Annotated in this window: 16 protein-coding genes; 10 read left to right on the top strand and 6 right to left on the bottom strand. The window is 66.4% G+C overall.

The window, feature by feature from the left end; translation table 11 throughout:
* Positions 1–820 (top strand): beta-ketoacyl-ACP synthase III (locus tag AAGI46_03700; GenBank protein ID MEM1011308.1); only part of this gene is annotated, 820 nt, incomplete at its 5' end.
* 48 nt (positions 821–868) lie between these two features.
* Here the strand turns inward: AAGI46_03700 and AAGI46_03705 are convergent.
* Together AAGI46_03705 and AAGI46_03710 are read right to left on the bottom strand one after the other, a co-directional pair.
* On the bottom strand, positions 869–1,951 hold the full coding sequence (locus AAGI46_03705) for a transglutaminase family protein (protein ID MEM1011309.1): 1,083 nt from the start codon (positions 1,949–1,951) through the stop codon (positions 869–871).
* Positions 1,948–2,874: a transglutaminase family protein gene (locus tag AAGI46_03710; protein ID MEM1011310.1), complete on the bottom strand. Its 927-nt coding sequence runs from the start codon at positions 2,872–2,874 to the stop codon at positions 1,948–1,950. Before AAGI46_03710 ends, AAGI46_03705 begins: the two co-directional genes overlap by 4 nt.
* 223 nt (positions 2,875–3,097) lie before the next feature.
* Here AAGI46_03710 and AAGI46_03715 point away from each other — a divergent pair, with 223 nt between their 5' ends.
* The 5 genes from AAGI46_03715 to AAGI46_03735 are packed head-to-tail and all read left to right on the top strand — an operon-like array spanning position 3,098 to position 9,289.
* On the top strand, positions 3,098–4,117 hold the full coding sequence (locus tag AAGI46_03715; GenBank protein ID MEM1011311.1) for a Fe(3+) ABC transporter substrate-binding protein: 1,020 nt from the start codon (positions 3,098–3,100) through the stop codon (positions 4,115–4,117).
* The gene (locus AAGI46_03720) at positions 4,114–5,790 is read left to right on the top strand and encodes an iron ABC transporter permease (GenBank protein MEM1011312.1); all 1,677 of its coding nucleotides are present in this window, start codon (positions 4,114–4,116) and stop codon (positions 5,788–5,790) included. Before AAGI46_03715 ends, AAGI46_03720 begins: the two co-directional genes overlap by 4 nt.
* Positions 5,787–6,659 carry an ABC transporter ATP-binding protein gene (locus tag AAGI46_03725; GenBank protein ID MEM1011313.1) on the top strand — a complete coding sequence of 291 codons (873 nt, stop codon included), beginning with the start codon at positions 5,787–5,789 and terminating at the stop codon, positions 6,657–6,659. The genes AAGI46_03720 and AAGI46_03725 overlap by 4 nt, the downstream gene beginning before the upstream one ends.
* Positions 6,660–6,701: 42 nt before the next feature.
* Positions 6,702–8,249: a circularly permuted type 2 ATP-grasp protein gene (locus AAGI46_03730; protein MEM1011314.1), complete on the top strand. Its 1,548-nt coding sequence runs from the start codon at positions 6,702–6,704 to the stop codon at positions 8,247–8,249.
* The gene (locus tag AAGI46_03735) at positions 8,246–9,289 is read left to right on the top strand and encodes an alpha-E domain-containing protein (GenBank protein MEM1011315.1); all 1,044 of its coding nucleotides are present in this window, start codon (positions 8,246–8,248) and stop codon (positions 9,287–9,289) included. The genes AAGI46_03730 and AAGI46_03735 overlap by 4 nt, the downstream gene beginning before the upstream one ends.
* 35 nt (positions 9,290–9,324) lie before the next feature.
* Here AAGI46_03735 and AAGI46_03740 read toward each other — a convergent pair whose 3' ends face one another.
* Together AAGI46_03740 and AAGI46_03745 are read right to left on the bottom strand one after the other, a co-directional pair.
* Positions 9,325–9,774: a PIN domain-containing protein gene (locus AAGI46_03740; protein MEM1011316.1), complete on the bottom strand. Its 450-nt coding sequence runs from the start codon at positions 9,772–9,774 to the stop codon at positions 9,325–9,327.
* 23 nt (positions 9,775–9,797) lie between these two features.
* Positions 9,798–10,061: an AbrB/MazE/SpoVT family DNA-binding domain-containing protein gene (locus AAGI46_03745; GenBank protein ID MEM1011317.1), complete on the bottom strand. Its 264-nt coding sequence runs from the start codon at positions 10,059–10,061 to the stop codon at positions 9,798–9,800.
* Between the two features lie 79 nt (positions 10,062–10,140).
* On the opposite strand from AAGI46_03745, the gene AAGI46_03750 reads away from it, so the two are divergent.
* Genes AAGI46_03750 through AAGI46_03760 form a run of 3 tightly spaced genes read left to right on the top strand, consistent with a single transcriptional unit; the run spans position 10,141 to position 12,840 of the window.
* On the top strand, positions 10,141–10,875 hold the full coding sequence (locus tag AAGI46_03750) for a hypothetical protein (GenBank protein MEM1011318.1): 735 nt from the start codon (positions 10,141–10,143) through the stop codon (positions 10,873–10,875).
* Positions 10,868–11,812, top strand: coding sequence for a histone deacetylase (locus AAGI46_03755; protein ID MEM1011319.1), 945 nt, complete (start codon positions 10,868–10,870; stop codon positions 11,810–11,812). Before AAGI46_03750 ends, AAGI46_03755 begins: the two co-directional genes overlap by 8 nt.
* Before the next feature lie 50 nt (positions 11,813–11,862).
* Complete coding sequence (locus tag AAGI46_03760; GenBank protein ID MEM1011320.1) at positions 11,863–12,840, top strand: membrane dipeptidase; 978 nt, start codon at positions 11,863–11,865, stop codon at positions 12,838–12,840.
* Between the two features lie 5 nt (positions 12,841–12,845).
* Here the strand turns inward: AAGI46_03760 and AAGI46_03765 are convergent, their stop codons facing one another.
* Complete coding sequence (locus tag AAGI46_03765; GenBank protein ID MEM1011321.1) at positions 12,846–14,255, bottom strand: anaerobic sulfatase-maturation protein; 1,410 nt, start codon at positions 14,253–14,255, stop codon at positions 12,846–12,848.
* A 56-nt stretch (positions 14,256–14,311) separates the two neighbouring features.
* Between AAGI46_03765 and AAGI46_03770 the strand changes: the two genes are divergently transcribed.
* Positions 14,312–15,133, top strand: coding sequence for a DUF1698 domain-containing protein (locus AAGI46_03770; protein MEM1011322.1), 822 nt, complete (start codon positions 14,312–14,314; stop codon positions 15,131–15,133).
* Here AAGI46_03770 and tsaE read toward each other — a convergent pair.
* On the bottom strand, positions 15,120–16,469 hold the full coding sequence (tsaE, locus tag AAGI46_03775) for a tRNA (adenosine(37)-N6)-threonylcarbamoyltransferase complex ATPase subunit type 1 TsaE (GenBank protein MEM1011323.1): 1,350 nt from the start codon (positions 16,467–16,469) through the stop codon (positions 15,120–15,122). The two genes, AAGI46_03770 and tsaE, sit on opposite strands and share 14 nt — an antisense overlap.
* Between the last annotated feature and the right edge of the window lie 172 nt (positions 16,470–16,641).

A 16,641-nucleotide genomic window follows, 5' to 3' on the forward strand; every position in this document is an offset into this window, starting at 1 on the left:
CATCGCCAGCCGGGCCGCGACCCGTGCCCTCAAGGCCGCCAAGCTCGAGGCGAAAGACCTGGACCTGATCGTCGTCGCCACGATCACGCCTGACATGATGACGCCGGCCTGTGCGTGCTTCGTCGCCCACTCCCTCGGCCTCGACCGCACGCCCGCCGTCGACCTTAACGCAGCATGCAGCGGATTCGTTTACGGCCTGCAATTCTCGTCTGCCCTGATCGAAAGCGGCCGGTACAACAACATCCTGCTCATCGGTGCCGACAAGCTCAGCAGCATCACCGATTACACCGACCGCACCAGTTGCATCCTCTGGGGCGACGGTGCCGGCGCCGCGGTCCTGCGTCGCACCGAAGAGACCGGCAAAGGCCTGCTCTTCAGCGAACTCCACGCCGACGGCGGCGGGTGGGAACTCATCAACTGCCCCGTCGGCAGCCGGCACCCGATCAACGACAAGATGGTCGCCGCCGGCAAACACCACCTGCAGATGCGCGGCCGAGAGGTCTTCAAGTTCGCCGTCACGCGCCTCGACGAGCTCGTCGACCGTGCCCTCCGCAAGACCGACCTGAGCCCGGACGACATCAAGCTCGTCGTCCCGCACCAGAGCAACCTGCGGATCATCGACAGCGCCCTCAACCGCCTCGGCCTCGACCGCGACAAGGCCGTCATCAACATCGACAAGTACGGCAACACCAGCGCCGCCAGCGTCCCGATCGCGCTCGACGAAGCCCTGCAGCAAGGCCGAGCCAAAGAGGGCGACCTGATCCTCTTCCTCGCCGTCGGCGCCGGCCTCACCTGGGGTAGTGCCCTCGTCCGCCTCTGAGCTTGCTCAAAGCCAGGTAGCTGCGGGGCTACGGCCCGCAGTCCGACTTCACTGCTGCTGTTGTTGCTGCTGCTGTTGACCGTCGCCCGCGATGACCATCTCCGGACTCGGCGTCACGTCGATCGCGATCGGGTGGAATCGCTCCGCCAAGAGCTCTGGCGGAACACTCTGGAGACGCCGCGTTTGAACTGACACGTCGATCGTCTCCTCGGCCGCACCGATGTACACGCCGCGATTGGGCGGAACATCGCCGAAGTGTCGGCCGACCGCCACCTTCACAAACCGCGGCCCGGCCCGCATGCCGTTCGTCGGGTCGACCCCGATCCAACCACCCGTGCCATCACTCGAACGCTGTGACGGAAACAGCACCTCTGCCCACGCGTGCGTCTGCGTCGCCCCGAGCAAGTGGTGCTCCTTGTCCTCGTGCACGATGCCGCTGACGTACCGCGCCGGCACGCCCAGCTTCCGCAGCGTCGCGACGTACAGATGCGTGAAGTCCTGACACACGCCCCGGCCTTTCTCCAGGAACGCCGCGACCGGTGTCGCGCTGTTGGTCGCGCCTTTCTTGTACTCGAACCGCTCGCGAATCAGCTCCAGCGTCCGCTTCGCCAGCTCGCCCAGCGGCTCGCCGTCCTTCGCTCCGATATCGGACACGAGTTGGTCCAGCGCCTCACTCGACTTCAGCGGCCCTTCGAGCGTGAGGAAGTCGTACAGCGCGTACCCGTCATCCACATCGTCCGCCGGCCAACGGTCTGGTAGTTCGACCAGCGACGCCACCGCCTCCTCTGCCCGCGTCGTCTGAACGATGCTGGTCGCGTCGATACGAATGCGATCGTGCCACCCGTCGATGCCGAACGAGTGGACATGGTTGTCGAGCCAGTCGAAATACCCATGCACCTGCGTCGCCGGCCCAATCCCGAGATCGAAGCTCAGCCGCACCTGATCGCCCAACTGCGCCGGACACACCCGCAGCTCCATTTGGCTCTGCCGAATCGGCTCGGAGTAGGTGAGTTCGGTGGTATGCGTGAGCTCGATCAGCATGAAGAGTGCGGAAAGCTGGAAGGAGGAAGCTGGAAGCTTGAAGACGTGGCGATGGCAGACGAGGTTTCGAGGCGTACCTTCTGGCTTCAAGCTTCTGGCTTCAAGCTTTCTGCCCAAACTTCCACCGTCGCCTCCAGCGTTTCCGTCGCGGATTCGCCGAAGAGGGTGCCGGTGATGGGGGCGGTGTCGCGCCAGTTGCGGCCGACCGCCAGACGCACGTGGTCGAGGCGGGGCAGGACGCCGTTGGTCGGGTCGAAGGATTTCCAGCCGACGTAGGGCAGGTAGACCTGCAGCCAGGCGTGCGTCGCGTCGCTCGGGGCGCGGCCGGCGGCTTGGGCGTCGCTGTCCGCGTTCCCTGTGTAGAGATAGCCGCAGACGTAGCGGGCGGGGACGCGGATGAGGCGAATCAGCGTGATGAACAGGCCGGCGAAGTCTTGGCAGACGCCGCGCTTCGTGCTGAACGTCTCGAACGGCGTCGTCGCGTTGCTCGTCGAGCCCGGCACGTACTCGAAGTCGTGGAACAGCTTGAGATTCAGGGCAAACAGCGACTCCAGCAGGTCGCCGCCGTTGTCGTCGACGATGGCCATGACGTAGTCGAACAGCGCGTCGATTTGCGGGTCGGGCAGTTCCTGGCTCTGCAGATACGGCCCGAGCGCCAGACGCTCGCGCGGCATCCAGTTCAGCGGAATCGTCGGCCGCTTCGGTACCACCGTGATCGCGTACGGATCGACGTCGACCAGCGTCACCGTCGACTCGGCCGTGACGGTCAGCTCGCGATACGGGTCGGCCAGCTCGAAGCGGGTGGACTCGTTGCCGAAGGCATCTTCGTATCCGACGTGCGGGACGTCTCGCTCCGGCAGGGCAGAGATGGCAAGGCGGTAGTCGTCCAGCGTCTGAAAGCGATCGTGCGTCGGCCGGAGGTGGGCCTGATGGATCGATCGCTCGACGTCGCGGTCGTAGTGGTATCGCGTGACGTGTCGGACGCGGAGCGTGCGGGTGACGGCGGTGGTCAAGGGCCGAGCATTGTGACATGGAGCCGAGTCGAACGGAACGTCGCAACGTTGGCCCGTCATCCTGAGCGAGCGCAGCGAGCCGAAGGACCTCGCTTGGCCATCGTCGCAGATCCGCTGCGAGGTCCCTCGGCTGTGCTCGGGATGACGGAGGATTGCTTCTCGGAGCCGTTTCACATCTTGTTGAGACGCAGAATCAACAGGCGTCACATGCCTAACGTGGGCTATGCGACGCCTCGTCCTTGCCACCGTGTTGAGCTTCCTGGTCTCGCCAATTGCGGCTTTGGCTGCCGGTGAGGTCAACGTGTACTCGTCACGCCACTACGACTCGGACGACGAGCTCTACGCGCTCTTCACCGAGCAGACTGGCATCGAGGTCAACATCATCGAGGGCAACACCGACGAGCTGATCACGCGGCTCGAGCGTGAGGGCGACCTGAGCCCGGGCGACATCTTCATCGCGGTCGATGCCGGGCGACTGCACAAGGCGGTCGAGGCCGACCTGCTCCAGCCGACGCAGTCGGACGTGCTGGCCGAGCGGATTCCCGAAACGCTGCGTCACCCGGACGGCCTGTGGTTCGGATACAGCAAGCGGGCCCGCGTCTTCGTCACCAGCCCCGACATCGACGCCGACTTCGTCACGACGTATGCCGAGCTTGCCGACTCGAAGCTGGAAGGCTCGCTCGTCATTCGCTCGTCGAGCAACATCTACAACCAAAGCCTCGTCGCCGCGATGATCGCTCGCTACGGCACCGAGGCGACGCAGAACTGGGTCGACGGCATGGTGGAGAACTTTGCCCGTCGGCCGCAGGGTGGCGACCGCGATCAGATTCGCGCCGTTGCCGCAGGCGAGGGTGATCTGGCGGTGGTGAATCACTACTACTTCGCCCGCATGCTCGCCGGGAGCGACGCCGCCGACCGCGAGGCCGCCGGCAAGCTCACGCTCATCTGGCCCGACCAGCAGGGCGACGGCGTGCACGTCAACGTCTCGGGTGCCGGCATGCTCAAGAACGCCCCGAACGCCGAAAACGCCAAGGCCCTCCTCGAATTCCTTGCGAGCAACGAGGCTCAGAAGCTTTGGGCGTTGGCCAACTTCGAGTACCCGGTCGTCGAGGACTCCTCGCTGGAGCTGCCCGACGTGCTGGTCGGCTTCGGCACGTTCAAGTCCGACTCGGTCAACGCGGCCAAACTGGGTGAGAACAACCGCGAAGCCGTCCGCGTGATGGACCGCGCCGGTTGGCGGTGACACAATCGCTGGCGATGCGGCGTCGCCTGGCAAAGCTCTGGCCTGGAGTCTGGCCGGCGACGTGTTTCGCCGTCTCGGCGATTGTTGCTATCCCGCTGCTGACCGTTCTGGCTTCGGTCTTCCAGAGCAGCGACGGCGAGTGGAGCCACCTGGCCGAGACACGACTCGGCGATTACGTCCGCAACACGCTCTGGCTGGCGGTTCTGGTCGTCTCAATCACGCTCGTCGTCGGGACGGCGACGGCGTGGCTGATCGAGACGTGTGACTTTCCCGGCCGGAAGACGTTCCGCTGGATGCTGCTGTTGCCGCTGGCGGTGCCGGCTTATCTGTCGGCCTACGCGTACACGGACCTGCTGCAGTTCAGCGGGCCGGTCCAGACGAGTCTGCGTGAGGCCTTTGGCTGGGGCCGGCGCGACTACTGGTTCCCGGAAGTCCGCAGCGTCGGCGGGGCGGCAGTCATCCTCGCGCTGTCGCTTTTTCCATACGTCTACGTCGCGGCACGCACCGCCTTTGCCGAACACGCGGCTTCGGCGATGGAGGTCGGGCGGACGCTCGGCCGTGGTCCGTGGCGTTGCTTCCTGACGGTTGCTCTGCCACTAGCCAGGCCGGCACTGGCGGCGGGTGGGGCGTTGGTGTTGATGGAGACGCTGGCCGACTTCGGCGCGGCCGACTACTGCGCGGTCGACACCTTTGCGACCGGCATCTATCGAACGTGGCGTGGCCTCGAATCGCCCGTCGCCGCGGCCCAGCTGTCGGCGGTGCTGCTCGGGGCCGTGTCGCTGCTGGTGCTGGTCGACTTGCTCGCCAGGCGACGCCGACGATTTCACGGGGTGTCGCGGGCGTCTCGCCCGATGCGCAAGGTGCGACTCGGCTGGCGCGGCGCGACCGCAGCGATCGTCGTCTGCGGCCTGCCGGTCGTGCTCGGCTTCGTCTTGCCGGCACTCATCTTCGGCCACATGGCGTGGACGGCGGGCGACGCGCGGGCGCGCGAGGTCGTCCTCGACTTCGGTTTCAACACGCTCTGGCTCGCGGCTGCGTCGGGCGTCATCGCCGGCGGGCTCGCACTGCTGGTCGCGTTCGGCCGGCGTGTCTCCAAGAGCCGGACCGTGCGATCGGCGGGGCGGTTCGCTGGACTCGGCTACGCGTTGCCGGGCACCGTCGTCGCGATCGGCGTACTCGTGCCGCTGGGCTGGCTCGACCATGCCGTCAACGACGCGACCCGATCGCTTTTCGACTGGCGGCCTGGCCTGATCTTCACCGGCAGCGTGCTCGCGGTGATGCTGGCGTACCAGACGCGGTTCCTGGGCGTCGCGCTGGGCATGGTCGAGAGCGGCATGACCCGCATCCGCCGCAACGTCGACGACGCCGCCCGATCGCTCGGCACGTCGGGCGGGCGATTGCTCGTCCGCATCCACCTGCCGCTGCTCCGCGGCAGCCTGCTGGCGGCGATGCTGCTCGTCTTCGTGGATGTCGCCAAGGAACTGCCCGCAACGCTCATGCTGAGGCCTTTCGACTTCGAAACGTTGGCAGTCCGCGTCTACCAACTCGCCAGCGACGAACGTCTCGAAGAGGCGTCGCTCGGAGCGCTCGCGATCATCGGTGTCGGGCTGCTGCCCGTGATCGTGCTCTCAGGCCTCTTAGAGTCGCGGCGGAGATCTCAGACGCACGCATGACCGTCGCCGCACACGAACCTCTGCAAAGCCTGACACGCGTCCAGATCACGCGCGGCGGTCAGGGCCCGACGACGCCGCAGGTCGAGCCGATTGTTCGCGTCGAAAACCTCTCGTTCGCCTTCGGCAAGACACGCGTCGTCGACGACGTGACGCTCGACCTCGTTGCGGGCAAGGTCGTCTGCCTGCTGGGCGATTCCGGCTGTGGCAAGACCACGCTGCTGCGACTCATCGCCGGGCTCGAGCGACCCTCGGCCGGACGCATCGTCGTCGACGGCCAGGCTGCCGACGACATCGCCAGCGACGTCCACGTCCTACCGGAGCAACGGCACGTCGGCTTCGTCTTCCAGGACGCGGCGCTCTTCCCGCACCTCGACGTCCGGGCCAACGTCGCCTTCGGCATGCGCGGCCCACGCGGCGCACGCAAACGCGCCGCCGACGAGCTGATCGAACGCGTTGGCATGAAGGGCCGCGAACGCGCGATGCCCCACACACTCAGTGGTGGGCAGCAACAGCGCGTCGCCCTCGCCCGCGCGTTGGCACGCAAGCCGAAGGTCATGCTGCTCGACGAGCCGTTCAGCGGACTCGACCTGTCGCTGCGGGATCGCCTTCGCGAGGAGACGCTCGTTTTGCTGAAGGAGGCCGGCGTGGCGGTGCTGCTGGTGACGCACGACCCACGCGAGGCCCTCGTCGCGGCCGACACCGTCAGCGTCATGCGCAACGGGAAGCTCGACATCAGTGGAGCGCCGTCCGACGTCTGCATCTGCCAGAAGGACGCCTTCGGCGGAACCGTCGTCCGGCTCTGCACCGAGGCCGGCGTCAATGGTCAAGGCGACGCCTGCGCTGCCGACGCGATGGCGGAAGGGCGGTAGCATGCCCGCCCCGCGAGACGACGTCCCTCCCCGACTTCCACGATGACGACCGCCACCACGCCGCCGACGCCAACCGACTTCGAAGGCTTCGGCGGCTACGAGCTGGGCGGCGTGTACGACGAGATGTTCGTCCCCGGCCAGTCCAACGGCTCGGTCGAGCCGCGTCCCCACTACGCCGACGTCCACCGCCAGCTCCTCGGCCTCGACGCCGAAGCCCTCGACCGACGCAGGCGCATGGCCGAGGTCAGCTTCCGCAACCAGGGCATCACCTTCACCGTCTACGGCGGCGAAGAGGCCGGCCGGGGCATCGAGCGCACGCTGCCGTTCGACTTCGCCCCGCGCATCATCCCCGACGGCGAGTGGGAAACCCTCGAGCGCGGCCTGAAGCAACGCATCGTCGCGCTCAACTTGTTCGTCGCCGACATCTACGGCAAGCAGCACATCCTGCGTGAACGCAAGATCCCGCCGAGGCTGATCCTCGCGGCCAAGTCGTTCCGACGTGAGATGCTGGGCGTCCGCGTGCCTGGCAACTGCTACGTCCACATCTGCGGCAGCGATCTCATCCGCGACGCCGACGGCTACAAGGTCCTCGAAGACAACTGCCGCTCGCCCTCGGGCGTGAGCTACGTCCTGGAGAACCGAGCCGTCATGAAGCGGGTTTTCCCGAGCCTGTTCAACAGCTACCGCGTCCGGGCGATCGAGGACTATCCGTACAACCTGCTCGCCTGCCTGCGGGCCGGTGCGCCGGCCGGCGTGGACGATCCGACCGTCGTCGTCCTGACGCCCGGCGTCTTCAACTCCGCCTACTTCGAGCACACGTTCCTCGCACAGGAGATGGGCGTGGAACTGGTCGAAGGGCGCGACCTCGTCGTCCGCGACAACTTCGTCTACATGCGAACGGTCGCGGGTCTGCGTCGCGTCGACGTGATCTATCGCCGCATCGACGACGACTTCCTCGATCCGCTCTGCTTCAACCCCGACAGTGCGCTTGGCGTGCCGGGCCTGATGAACGCCCACCGCACCGGCCACGTCGCCATCGCCAACGCCGTCGGCGCGGGCGTCGCCGACGACAAGGCGGTCTACCCGTTCGTGCCGGACATGATCGAGTTCTACCTGAAGCAGGAGCCAATTCTCGACAACGTGCCGACCTACGTCTGTGACCGCGAGGACGACCTGCAGTACACGCTGGAGCACCTCGACCAGCTCGTCGTCAAGGGCACCAACGACTCGGGCGGCTACGGCCTGCTGATGGGGCACCAGGCGAGCAAAAAGGAACGCGACGCCTACGCCGAGAAAATCAAGGCGGACCCGCGCGGGTTCATCGCGCAGCCCGTCATCGACTTGAGCCAGCACCCAAGCCTCACCGCCGACGGCTGGCGCGGCCGGCGCATTGACCTTCGGCCCTACATCCTCACCAGCCCCGACGGGCAGGGCGGCTTCGAAATCAACATCATGCCCGGCGGGCTGACTCGCGTCGCCCTCCGCAAGGGCAGCCTCGTCGTCAACTCCAGCCAGGGCGGCGGCAGCAAGGACACGTGGGTGCTCGAAGACCCGACACGCGACGATCTCCCCAAGAAGGAGGCACTGTGAGCCTCTACCGCACCGACGAAAGCCCAATGCCGGCCACGCCCACCGCCGCCCGGCAGACCGAGCGGCCGCTGCTCGCACGCGTGGCCGAGAACATCTTCTGGACCGCCCGCTACGTCGAACGGGCAGAGCACCTGGCACGCGGCACGCTCGTCACGACGCAGCTCGCCAGCGACGCCGGCGACCTTGACGATCGCCTTCGCGACCAGCTCTGGCACGGCCTGCTCGAAGCCTTCGATTTGGTCGAGCCAGCCGTCGAGCTAGGCGAAACCCTCGGCGACGCCGTCGTCCGATTCGTCCTGACCGACGCCGACAACCCGACCAGCGCCTGCACGTGCGTCGCCCGTGCCCGCGAAAATGCCCGGGCCGTCCGAGGTGAGATCAGCCTGGAGATGTGGCAGACGCTCAACGAGTTCTACTGGTCGCTCGAAGGCGGCGGCCGGAACGAAGGGGCACGCCTCATCCTCGCCGAGTCGGCCGAGACGCTCCTGCAGCACCTCGTCCGCAGCTCCATGCACTTCCAGGGCGTCACCGACCAGACGCTGGCCCACAACCGTCGCTGGGACTTCGCCCTCACCGGCCGACTGCTCGAACGCGCCGACGCATCATGCCGGCTGCTGCTGGCGCGCGTCGAATTGCTGGCCAAGGCTGGCGACTCGCTGGAGACGCCGCTGCGCAACATCCAGCTGATGGCCGCGCTGCGCATGTGCGGCAGCATCGAGGCCTACCGGCGTCAGCACGCCAACAACCTGTCGATCGAACAGGTCGTCGGCTTCCTGCTGCTGCGTGCGGACCACCCGCGGTCGATCCGCTTCGCCATCGCCTCCGCCCGCCGGGCCGTCGCGCGCATCCACGGCGAGAGCGGCCCGGGCCTGGGCCACCTCGACGAAGCCGAGCGGCTTCTCGGCCGCATGGCCACCCGTCTCGAATATGCCGACCTCTCCGAAGTCGCCCACGACGGCGGCCGCGAAACGTTGACCGACGTCCGCCGCTGCGTCGCCCAAGCCAACGCCGCCCTGCAGCAGCGGTACTTTGCGGGCTGACGGCCGATAAGACGGCTTATGTATAGCCGACTCGATCAAGGCTTTGGCGTCCGCCGCGCGCATTTCCGAAGCGGGTTGAGTACCGGCACCAAGCCTGCCTTGGCGAGTCCGGCGTCGAGCGTCGCAACGCCTTGATCATTTTGCTCCGCCTCGGCGAGCAGAAAGCAGTCGACGAAGTGCAGCTTCGGGCGTTGCCGGAAAAGCTCGAACGTGCGTTCGAGTGTTCGGCGATGCGGCACCCGGACACCCGGCAGGTCCATGACCTTCCGCATCGCTTCGGAAACGTCGCCGCGGCGAAGTCCGTAGTGCGACGTCAGAACGTAGACGCACTCACCCACGACGAGCGACGTCAACACGGCCGATGGTGCGCCGGACGTAGCGATGTCTTCGAAGAACGCACGGGCCGCCTCGGCAGGTTCTGGCGGGTCGCTCCCGACGACGAGCCGGAGAATCAGATTGGTGTCGACGAGGTAGTGATCGGCCATTCAAATCGCTTCGAGGGCTCGGATCAATCCGACTCTGCGCCGCGCCGGCCATCGCGAGCCCACGCACGCGCGGCCGCGGCACGCTCCTCTTCGTGGCTGGCAATCGGTAGCTTGATTTTGTCGCGAAGCATCCCCGCGACCTCATCGACACCCGGGTGCTTTCGCAAGACGATCTCGCCAGAGCTGTCGTCGAAAAGCAGTCGATCCCCGGCCTTAATGTTGTGCCGGTTGCGGAGCTCGACGGGCAGCGTCGTCTGCCCTTTGCTTGTCACGGTCGAATGCTCCATATCTGTACCTTACTTCTCATCCGTGTAAGGAAGCAAAGCGCTCCTTACAGTTTAGCCGCATTGCCAGCTACCATTCCGTGTGTCCGACGACGGCGGCATCCTCTGTGAGTCGTGCGGCTATCGGCTCGACGGACTGCCGGTCGAGGGGAATTGCCCGGAGTGTGGGACGCCGGTGCGGCTGAGCACCGTGGACTCGCCGCGGACGTTGTCGGCGTTTGAGGAGCACAACGGAGCGAGCGCGTTCTGGCGGACGACGCTGCGAATCTGGCTCAAGCCGGCCAAGGCGTTTGCGACGCTGCGGTCGCGCGTCGACGACCAGACGCGCGCGCTCGGGGCGTCGTTCGGACGCGATCACCTGATGCTCGCATCGGTGCCGGCGGCGCTGGCGATGACGGGGCATCTGGAGCTGAACGTGGGCTCGATCGGTGCGGCAGTCTCGCCTGGGCCGCCGAAGTTTTTGATGCTCGGGCCGGTGTTTTTGGTGACGCTGTTGCTTGCGTGGAGCGGACTGATGCTGGGCAGGAAGCTCATCATCGCGGTGGCGACGTTCGAGGCGCGGTGGCGTGGCATGCGGCTGCCCGGTCCGGTGGTGCGACGCGTCATGGACTACCACGTGGCACACCTGCTGCCGGTGACACTGATGGCCGCACTCGTCGTCGTGGCGGCGAACGTGGCGTTCCATCTGGGGCTGGCGGGACCGGCGACGTTTTTCAACTACCTCGTCGCGTTGTGCGGCGTCATTGTCGTCGGATCGGTGTGGTTGTTCTGGACGTTTTGGCTCGCGATGAGCAACATGCTCCGAGCGAATGTCTGATCTTGCCGTCGCCACCTCTCCCACGTTTCGCGATCACCGTCCGCCCGACGGTGCACCGCATCCGGAGCGGCCCGAGCGATACGACGCGATGTTGGCCGCGCTGGAGGGCATGCCGCATCGCCTGCTCGACGAGCCCGAGCCGGTGGACGATGAGACCCTGCTGATGGTCCACGGCCAGGCGCACGTCGAGCAGATCGGCCAGCTCAGTCGTCGGGGACGATGGGCGGACGCGGACACCTACGTCGGCGTCGGCAGCGACGAGATCGCCCGGCGCGGCGTCGCGTGCTGCCTGGCGGCTGCGGACGCGGTGGCGACGGGTGAATCGAAGCACGGCCTGGCGATCGTCCGTCCGCCTGGGCACCATGCCGAGCCGGATCGACCGATGGGCTTCTGCCTCTACGCCAACGCCGCCCTGGTCGTCCGGCACCTGCAGCGTCAGCACGGCATGGACCGAGTGGCGGTGGTCGACTTCGACGTCCACCACGGCAACGGCACCCAGGCTGTCTTCTGGCGCGACCCGAGCGTGCTCACCGTCAGCCTTCATGGCCACCCGGACCACCTCTGGCCCCACACCGGCTCGGCCGACGAGATCGGCGAGGGGACGGGCGAAGGGGCGTGCCTGAACGTGCCGCTCATGCCTGGGTGCAGCGACGATGACTACCGCAAGGCACTCGTCGAGAACGTTCTTCCACAAGTTCGTGCTTTTCAGCCCGAGGCGCTCGTCGTTTGCGCAGGCTTCGATGCACATGAGGATGATCCGTTGGCCAATCTTGCATTGACAACTCCGTTCTTCGATGAAATTGGTCGTTTACTCGCGTCTCTTGCACATCAAGCTTGTGAGGGACGCATTGTCATGACGTCCGAAGGTGGGTATGACCTCAAAGCTCTAACGAACGGAATGAACGCGTTTCTTAAAGGGCTCGGAAAGCAGGACTGAGGTCGCGAAGCCTCCTGCCTTTTTATTCACTGCATCTGACCTCTTTTACAATGCCGATCGCGGACCTGCATCTCGACCTCGCTTGGAACGTCGTTCAAGGTCGCGATCTCACGCATTCTCCAAAAGAGCAGCCGGACATCGGATTCGGACCTGCGTCGGTGTCGTTTGAGACACTCGCGGTCGGTGGGACGGAGTTGATCGGAGCGACGCTGTTCGCCGATCCGGACGCATCCGAAACCGCGTCTGAGCAATGCCATCGACAGCTGGATGCTTATGCCGGCATGTCGCTGCGCGTCGTGCGAGACGCCTCCGATCTCGACGGCGAAGGGCTTCGGGCGGTGTTGCTGATGGAGGGGGCCGATGCGATCGATGTCGACGACCCTGATGATGCCCGCCGTTGGTTCGATGCGGGCGTGCGCATCGTCGGCCTCGCGTGGGGACAGACGCGCTACGCCGGCGGCACGCGCTCGCCCGGCCCGCTCACGCCTGACGGCCGACGCCTCGTCCCTGTGCTCGACGAGCTCGGGATGATCCACGACGCATCGCACCTGGCGGATGACTCGCTCGCGGAGATGCTCGATCTGGCGAATGGGCCGCTGTTTGCGAGCCACTCGAACTGCCGCTCGCTCGTCGGCGAGGATCCGACGGGCCGGCATCTGCCGGACCGACACATCGAAGGCATCCTCCGCCGCGGCGGCATCGTCGGCATCAACCTGTTCGACAAGTTCCTCCTGCCACCCGCCGAACTGGAAAGGCGACGTGCGACGCTGACGGACTGGACGAACCACGTCCGCCACGTCTGCGACCTTGCCGGCGACGCGAACCACGTCGCCCTCGGCTCCGACGCCGACGGCGGCTTCGGGAAGCTGCGGTTGCCGATCGAACTCGAAACCGTCGCCGACTATCCAAAGCTTGGCACCGCCCTCTCCGACGCCGGCTTCAGCGACGCCGACGTCACCAACATCCTGTGGCACAACGCGGCCGGCTTCCTTCGCAAGAGCCTGCCAGGCGATGCGTCGTCCGATTGAACAAATCAGCGCCTGCGCTTCTTCGACTTCGCCTTCGATCGCGCCGGGTCTTTAAATCGCTTGCCGAGTGGTCCGCCCTTCTTTTCGTGTTCGGCGATCATTTCGCGGATCATCGCGGGCGGTTGTCGGTGCATGAGCAACTGCACCATCGTCCGCATGTACGGGTCGACGTGATTGAAGAAGGGTTTGTATGCACCACACAGGTAGTTCAGTCCGTCTTCGCCGTGGGGCGTTTTGATGAATCGGTGCTTCGGACACTCGCCGTGGCACGCGTGGCGCACCTCGCATTCGCGGCAGTACTTCGGCAGCGTGTCACGCTTGTCCGTGCCGAACTTCTTCTGGAATGGCGACTCGACCATGTCGCCCAGCGGCGTCTCCATGATGTTGCCGAGCTTGTAGCGCGGGTAGACGTAGTGGTCGCACGAGTAGACGTCACCGTTGTGCTCGACGGCCATGGCGCTGCCGCAGGTTTCGCTGAAGACGCAGAGGCTGGCCTGCTGCTGGCCGGTCATCTTGCTCATCCAGTTGCCTAGCGCGACGTCGAACATCTGGACGAACGTCTCGCCGATGTCGCGGCGGATCCATTCGTCGAAGATCGTGGCCAGGAACACGCCGTAGTCGCGGCTTCGGACCGACCACTCCGTCACCGGCGCGTAGAACCGCTCGCCGCCGTCGACGTCGGGCGGGCCTTGCAGCCACAGGCCGTCGTCTTTGAAGGGAGCGTCGTCGGTCGCGTCGCGTTCGACGAGCGGGATGAACTGGATGAAGCCGCTGCCGATGTCGCGGAGGTAGCGGTAGACGCGCAGCGGGTGCTGGCTGTTGATGCGGTTAACGACGGTGAGCGTGTTGAACTCGACCTCGTGCTTCTTCAGGATTTCCAGGCCACGCAGGACGTTGTGGCTGCTGGCGTTGCCCTGCTTGTCGACGCGGTAGCTGTCGTGCAGCTCCGGCGGACCGTCGATGCTGAGGCCGATGAGGAAGTTGTTCTCCTTGAGGAACTCGCCCCACTCGTCATCGAGGAGCGTGCCGTTGGTCTGGAAGGCGTTGTCGATCTGCCGGCCGTCGCCGTGCTTTTTTTGCAGTTCGACGACCTTTCGGAAAAAGCGGACGCCCAGGAGCGTCGGTTCGCCGCCCTGCCAGGCGAAGCTGACGTGCTGGCCGGGCTGGCTCTTGATGTACTGTTTGATGTACTGCTCCAGCACCTCGTCGGGCATTCGCCACTTGCGCTCGCCCTGATAGAGGGCCTCTTTTTCCAGGTAGAAGCAGTATTTGCAGTCGAGATTGCAGATCGGCCCGATCGGCTTGGTCATGACGTGGAACGGCCGGGTCGCCGTGTGGACGTTCTGCGTCGGCGCAGCCCGCAACGGCGAGACCTGACCTTCGGCAACCGGCAACGCGACGGGCATACCTGCCATACGAGGCGTCAAACCCGCAGGTTGCAAGTCGGATCGCCCCACGGAACCATGCCCACGTGCAGCAGCCGTCGGCAGACACCCTTCTCCAACGCGTCCGATCGCTCGACGACTGGTTTCACAATCTCAAAATCCCCGACGGCCATGGCGGCACGATCCAGACTCGGCCCGATCACCCCTTTGGCGACTTTCCGCAGTTCAAGTGGGATCAGGTCGCCCCGCACCTGCCGGCCGACCTTTCGGGCAAGACCTGCCTCGACGTGGGCACCAACAGCGGCTTCTACGCCTGCGAGCTCGCCAAACGCGGCGGACGCGTCCTCGGGATCGACCTGAACGACCACTACCTCGCCCAGGCCGACTTCGCACGCAAGGCGATGGGTCTCACGGGCCGCGTCGAGCTGCGCAACGTGCAGGTCTACGGCCTGGCCGCGGATGCGGAGGCGGGGCGTCGGTTCGACGTCATCCTGTTCATGGGCGTCTTCTACCACCTGCGCTACCCGCTGCTCGGGCTCGACGTCGTGAGCAAGCTCCTGGCAGACGACGGCCTGTTGGTCTTTCAGACGCTCGAAGCCCCGGGTGCCGAGCCGTTGCCCGTCGAAGAGACGCGGAGCCTGACGTTCCTGACGCGCGATCGTCTGGCAGACCCCGGCTGGCCGCGGATGCACTTTTTCGAGGACGGGTTCAACGGCGACCCGACCAACTGGTGGGCACCGGACCGATCGGGCGTCCTGGCGATGCTGCGATCGGCAGGCTTAAAGGTCGTGGGCGAGCCGGGCGACGAGATGTACCTCTGCCGGCCCAGCCCGACCCCGCCGCCGGGGCTGCCGGAGTTGCGTCGCGACGAGTACGTCGCCGCATTATCGGGCCTCAGCGGACGCTGATCCGGCGGGCGTCTTCGCCGAGGTGTTCGATCTCGACGGTCATCGCATCGCTCGGCAGCAGCTCAGCCACGCGGTCCGGCCATTCGACGACGACCACGTCGCCGTTGCGGGTGTCGTCGAGCAGCTCGCCGAAGCCGATCGCCTCGAAGTCATCGCTGCCGGCGACGCGGTAGGCATCCAGGTGATGCAACCGTCGACCGTCAGCGATCGGGTAGGTCTGGTGCAGGACGTACGTTGGCGAGGAGACGTCGGCCCTGTCGCCGCCGAGGGCTTCGACAATGCCTGCGACGAAGGTTGTCTTGCCCGCCCCGAGGTCGCCCACGAGCCGAAGGACGCCGCCACGTTCGAGTCGTTGTGCGACGCGGCTCGCCACGGCATGGGTCTGGGCGACGCTGGTCGAGGTGGTGACGTCTGCCCCGTGGACGAAGCCGCCCGGGGCGATCGTGATGACGTCATCGGTCGACGCCGCGGCGCTAGCCGCGGATCGGGCTGGCTCGATTGAATCAGCCTCGGATCCGCGGCTGGCGCCGCGGCGTTGCAGACGGATGCCGGTTCCACCGTCGACCGTGCCGATCGCGATCGCGTCGACGCCTTCGGGCGCGCGATCGGCAGCGAACAGCAACTCGTAGTCCTCGCCGTCGTTCAGGGCGTGTTGCAACGCGTCGCCGTCGAGTTGGCGCGCGTCGTCGTGGATCGGGACGTGCGTGAGCGTCGCGCCCAGGCCGTCGAGGAGCTTGGGCAGGTCGCCCGCGAGGCCGTCGGAGAGGTCCATCATCACGGACAGGCCGATCGCGTCGGCTTGGTCGGCCAGTCGCCGCCCTTCTGTAAGTCGTGGCGTGAACGTCAAATGCCTGCCGAGGATCGATCCGCCGAGTGGGCCGGTGACGAAGAGCTGCTGCCCGACGCGCACGCCGGTTCGCGGGACGGGCTGGTCCGCCGTGCCGAGGACGGCGACGACGATGGCCGTCGGGGCGTCCCATACGGCGAAGTCGCCACCGACGAGCACGCAGTCCGCCTCAGTCGCGGCCTCGGCAACGCCGTCGACGATCTCCAGGGCCGTGTCCAGTGACAAGTCGCGCGAGGCGACGAGCGAGAGCAGCAGTGCCGTTGGCTGGCCGCCCATGGCTGCGACGTCGCTGAGATTGCGATTCGCCGCCTTCCGCCCCGCCGCAAGGCCACCGGCCTCGGCCAGCCGCACGTGGACGCCGTCCAGCACCGGATCGATGCCCGCGAGCAGCTTGCCCGCCGGAGACGGCAGCACCGCCAGGTCGTCGCCTACGGCCGGGACGCGCCTTCGCAGCGCGTCGAGGAAGTCTCGCTCGTTGAGCCCGGCCACGATGCGACAGTAGATGACGACGCCGCGCCCGATAACGACGGCGACCCGTCACGTGCCCGGTAAAGCCTCGCCCTCCGGAAGCACCCGGGCCGATGCGACGATTGCCACGTGCGTTGTCGTGCCGGGAGTCGGTACGATGTCGGCGCGACCACCCGCGTCGACCGGACGCGAC

It is taken from the genome of Planctomycetota bacterium, from assembly GCA_038746835.1.
GTDB lineage: Bacteria > Planctomycetota > Phycisphaerae > Tepidisphaerales > Tepidisphaeraceae > JBCDKH01.

Excerpts from the sequence above, each read along its gene's own strand:
- AAGI46_03715 (MEM1011311.1), top strand. The coding sequence starts at position 3,098 with ATGCGACGCCTCGTCCTTGCCACCGTGTTGAGCTTCCTGGTCTCGCCA.
- AAGI46_03725 (MEM1011313.1), top strand. The coding sequence starts at position 5,787 with ATGACCGTCGCCGCACACGAACCTCTGCAAAGCCTGACACGCGTCCAG.
- AAGI46_03730 (MEM1011314.1), top strand. The coding sequence starts at position 6,702 with ATGACGACCGCCACCACGCCGCCGACGCCAACCGACTTCGAAGGCTTC.
- AAGI46_03740 (MEM1011316.1), bottom strand. The coding sequence starts at position 9,774 with ATGGCCGATCACTACCTCGTCGACACCAATCTGATTCTCCGGCTCGTC.
- AAGI46_03745 (MEM1011317.1), bottom strand. The coding sequence starts at position 10,061 with ATGGAGCATTCGACCGTGACAAGCAAAGGGCAGACGACGCTGCCCGTC.
- AAGI46_03755 (MEM1011319.1), top strand. The coding sequence starts at position 10,868 with ATGTCTGATCTTGCCGTCGCCACCTCTCCCACGTTTCGCGATCACCGT.
- AAGI46_03760 (MEM1011320.1), top strand. The coding sequence starts at position 11,863 with ATGCCGATCGCGGACCTGCATCTCGACCTCGCTTGGAACGTCGTTCAA.
- AAGI46_03765 (MEM1011321.1), bottom strand. The coding sequence starts at position 14,255 with ATGGCAGGTATGCCCGTCGCGTTGCCGGTTGCCGAAGGTCAGGTCTCG.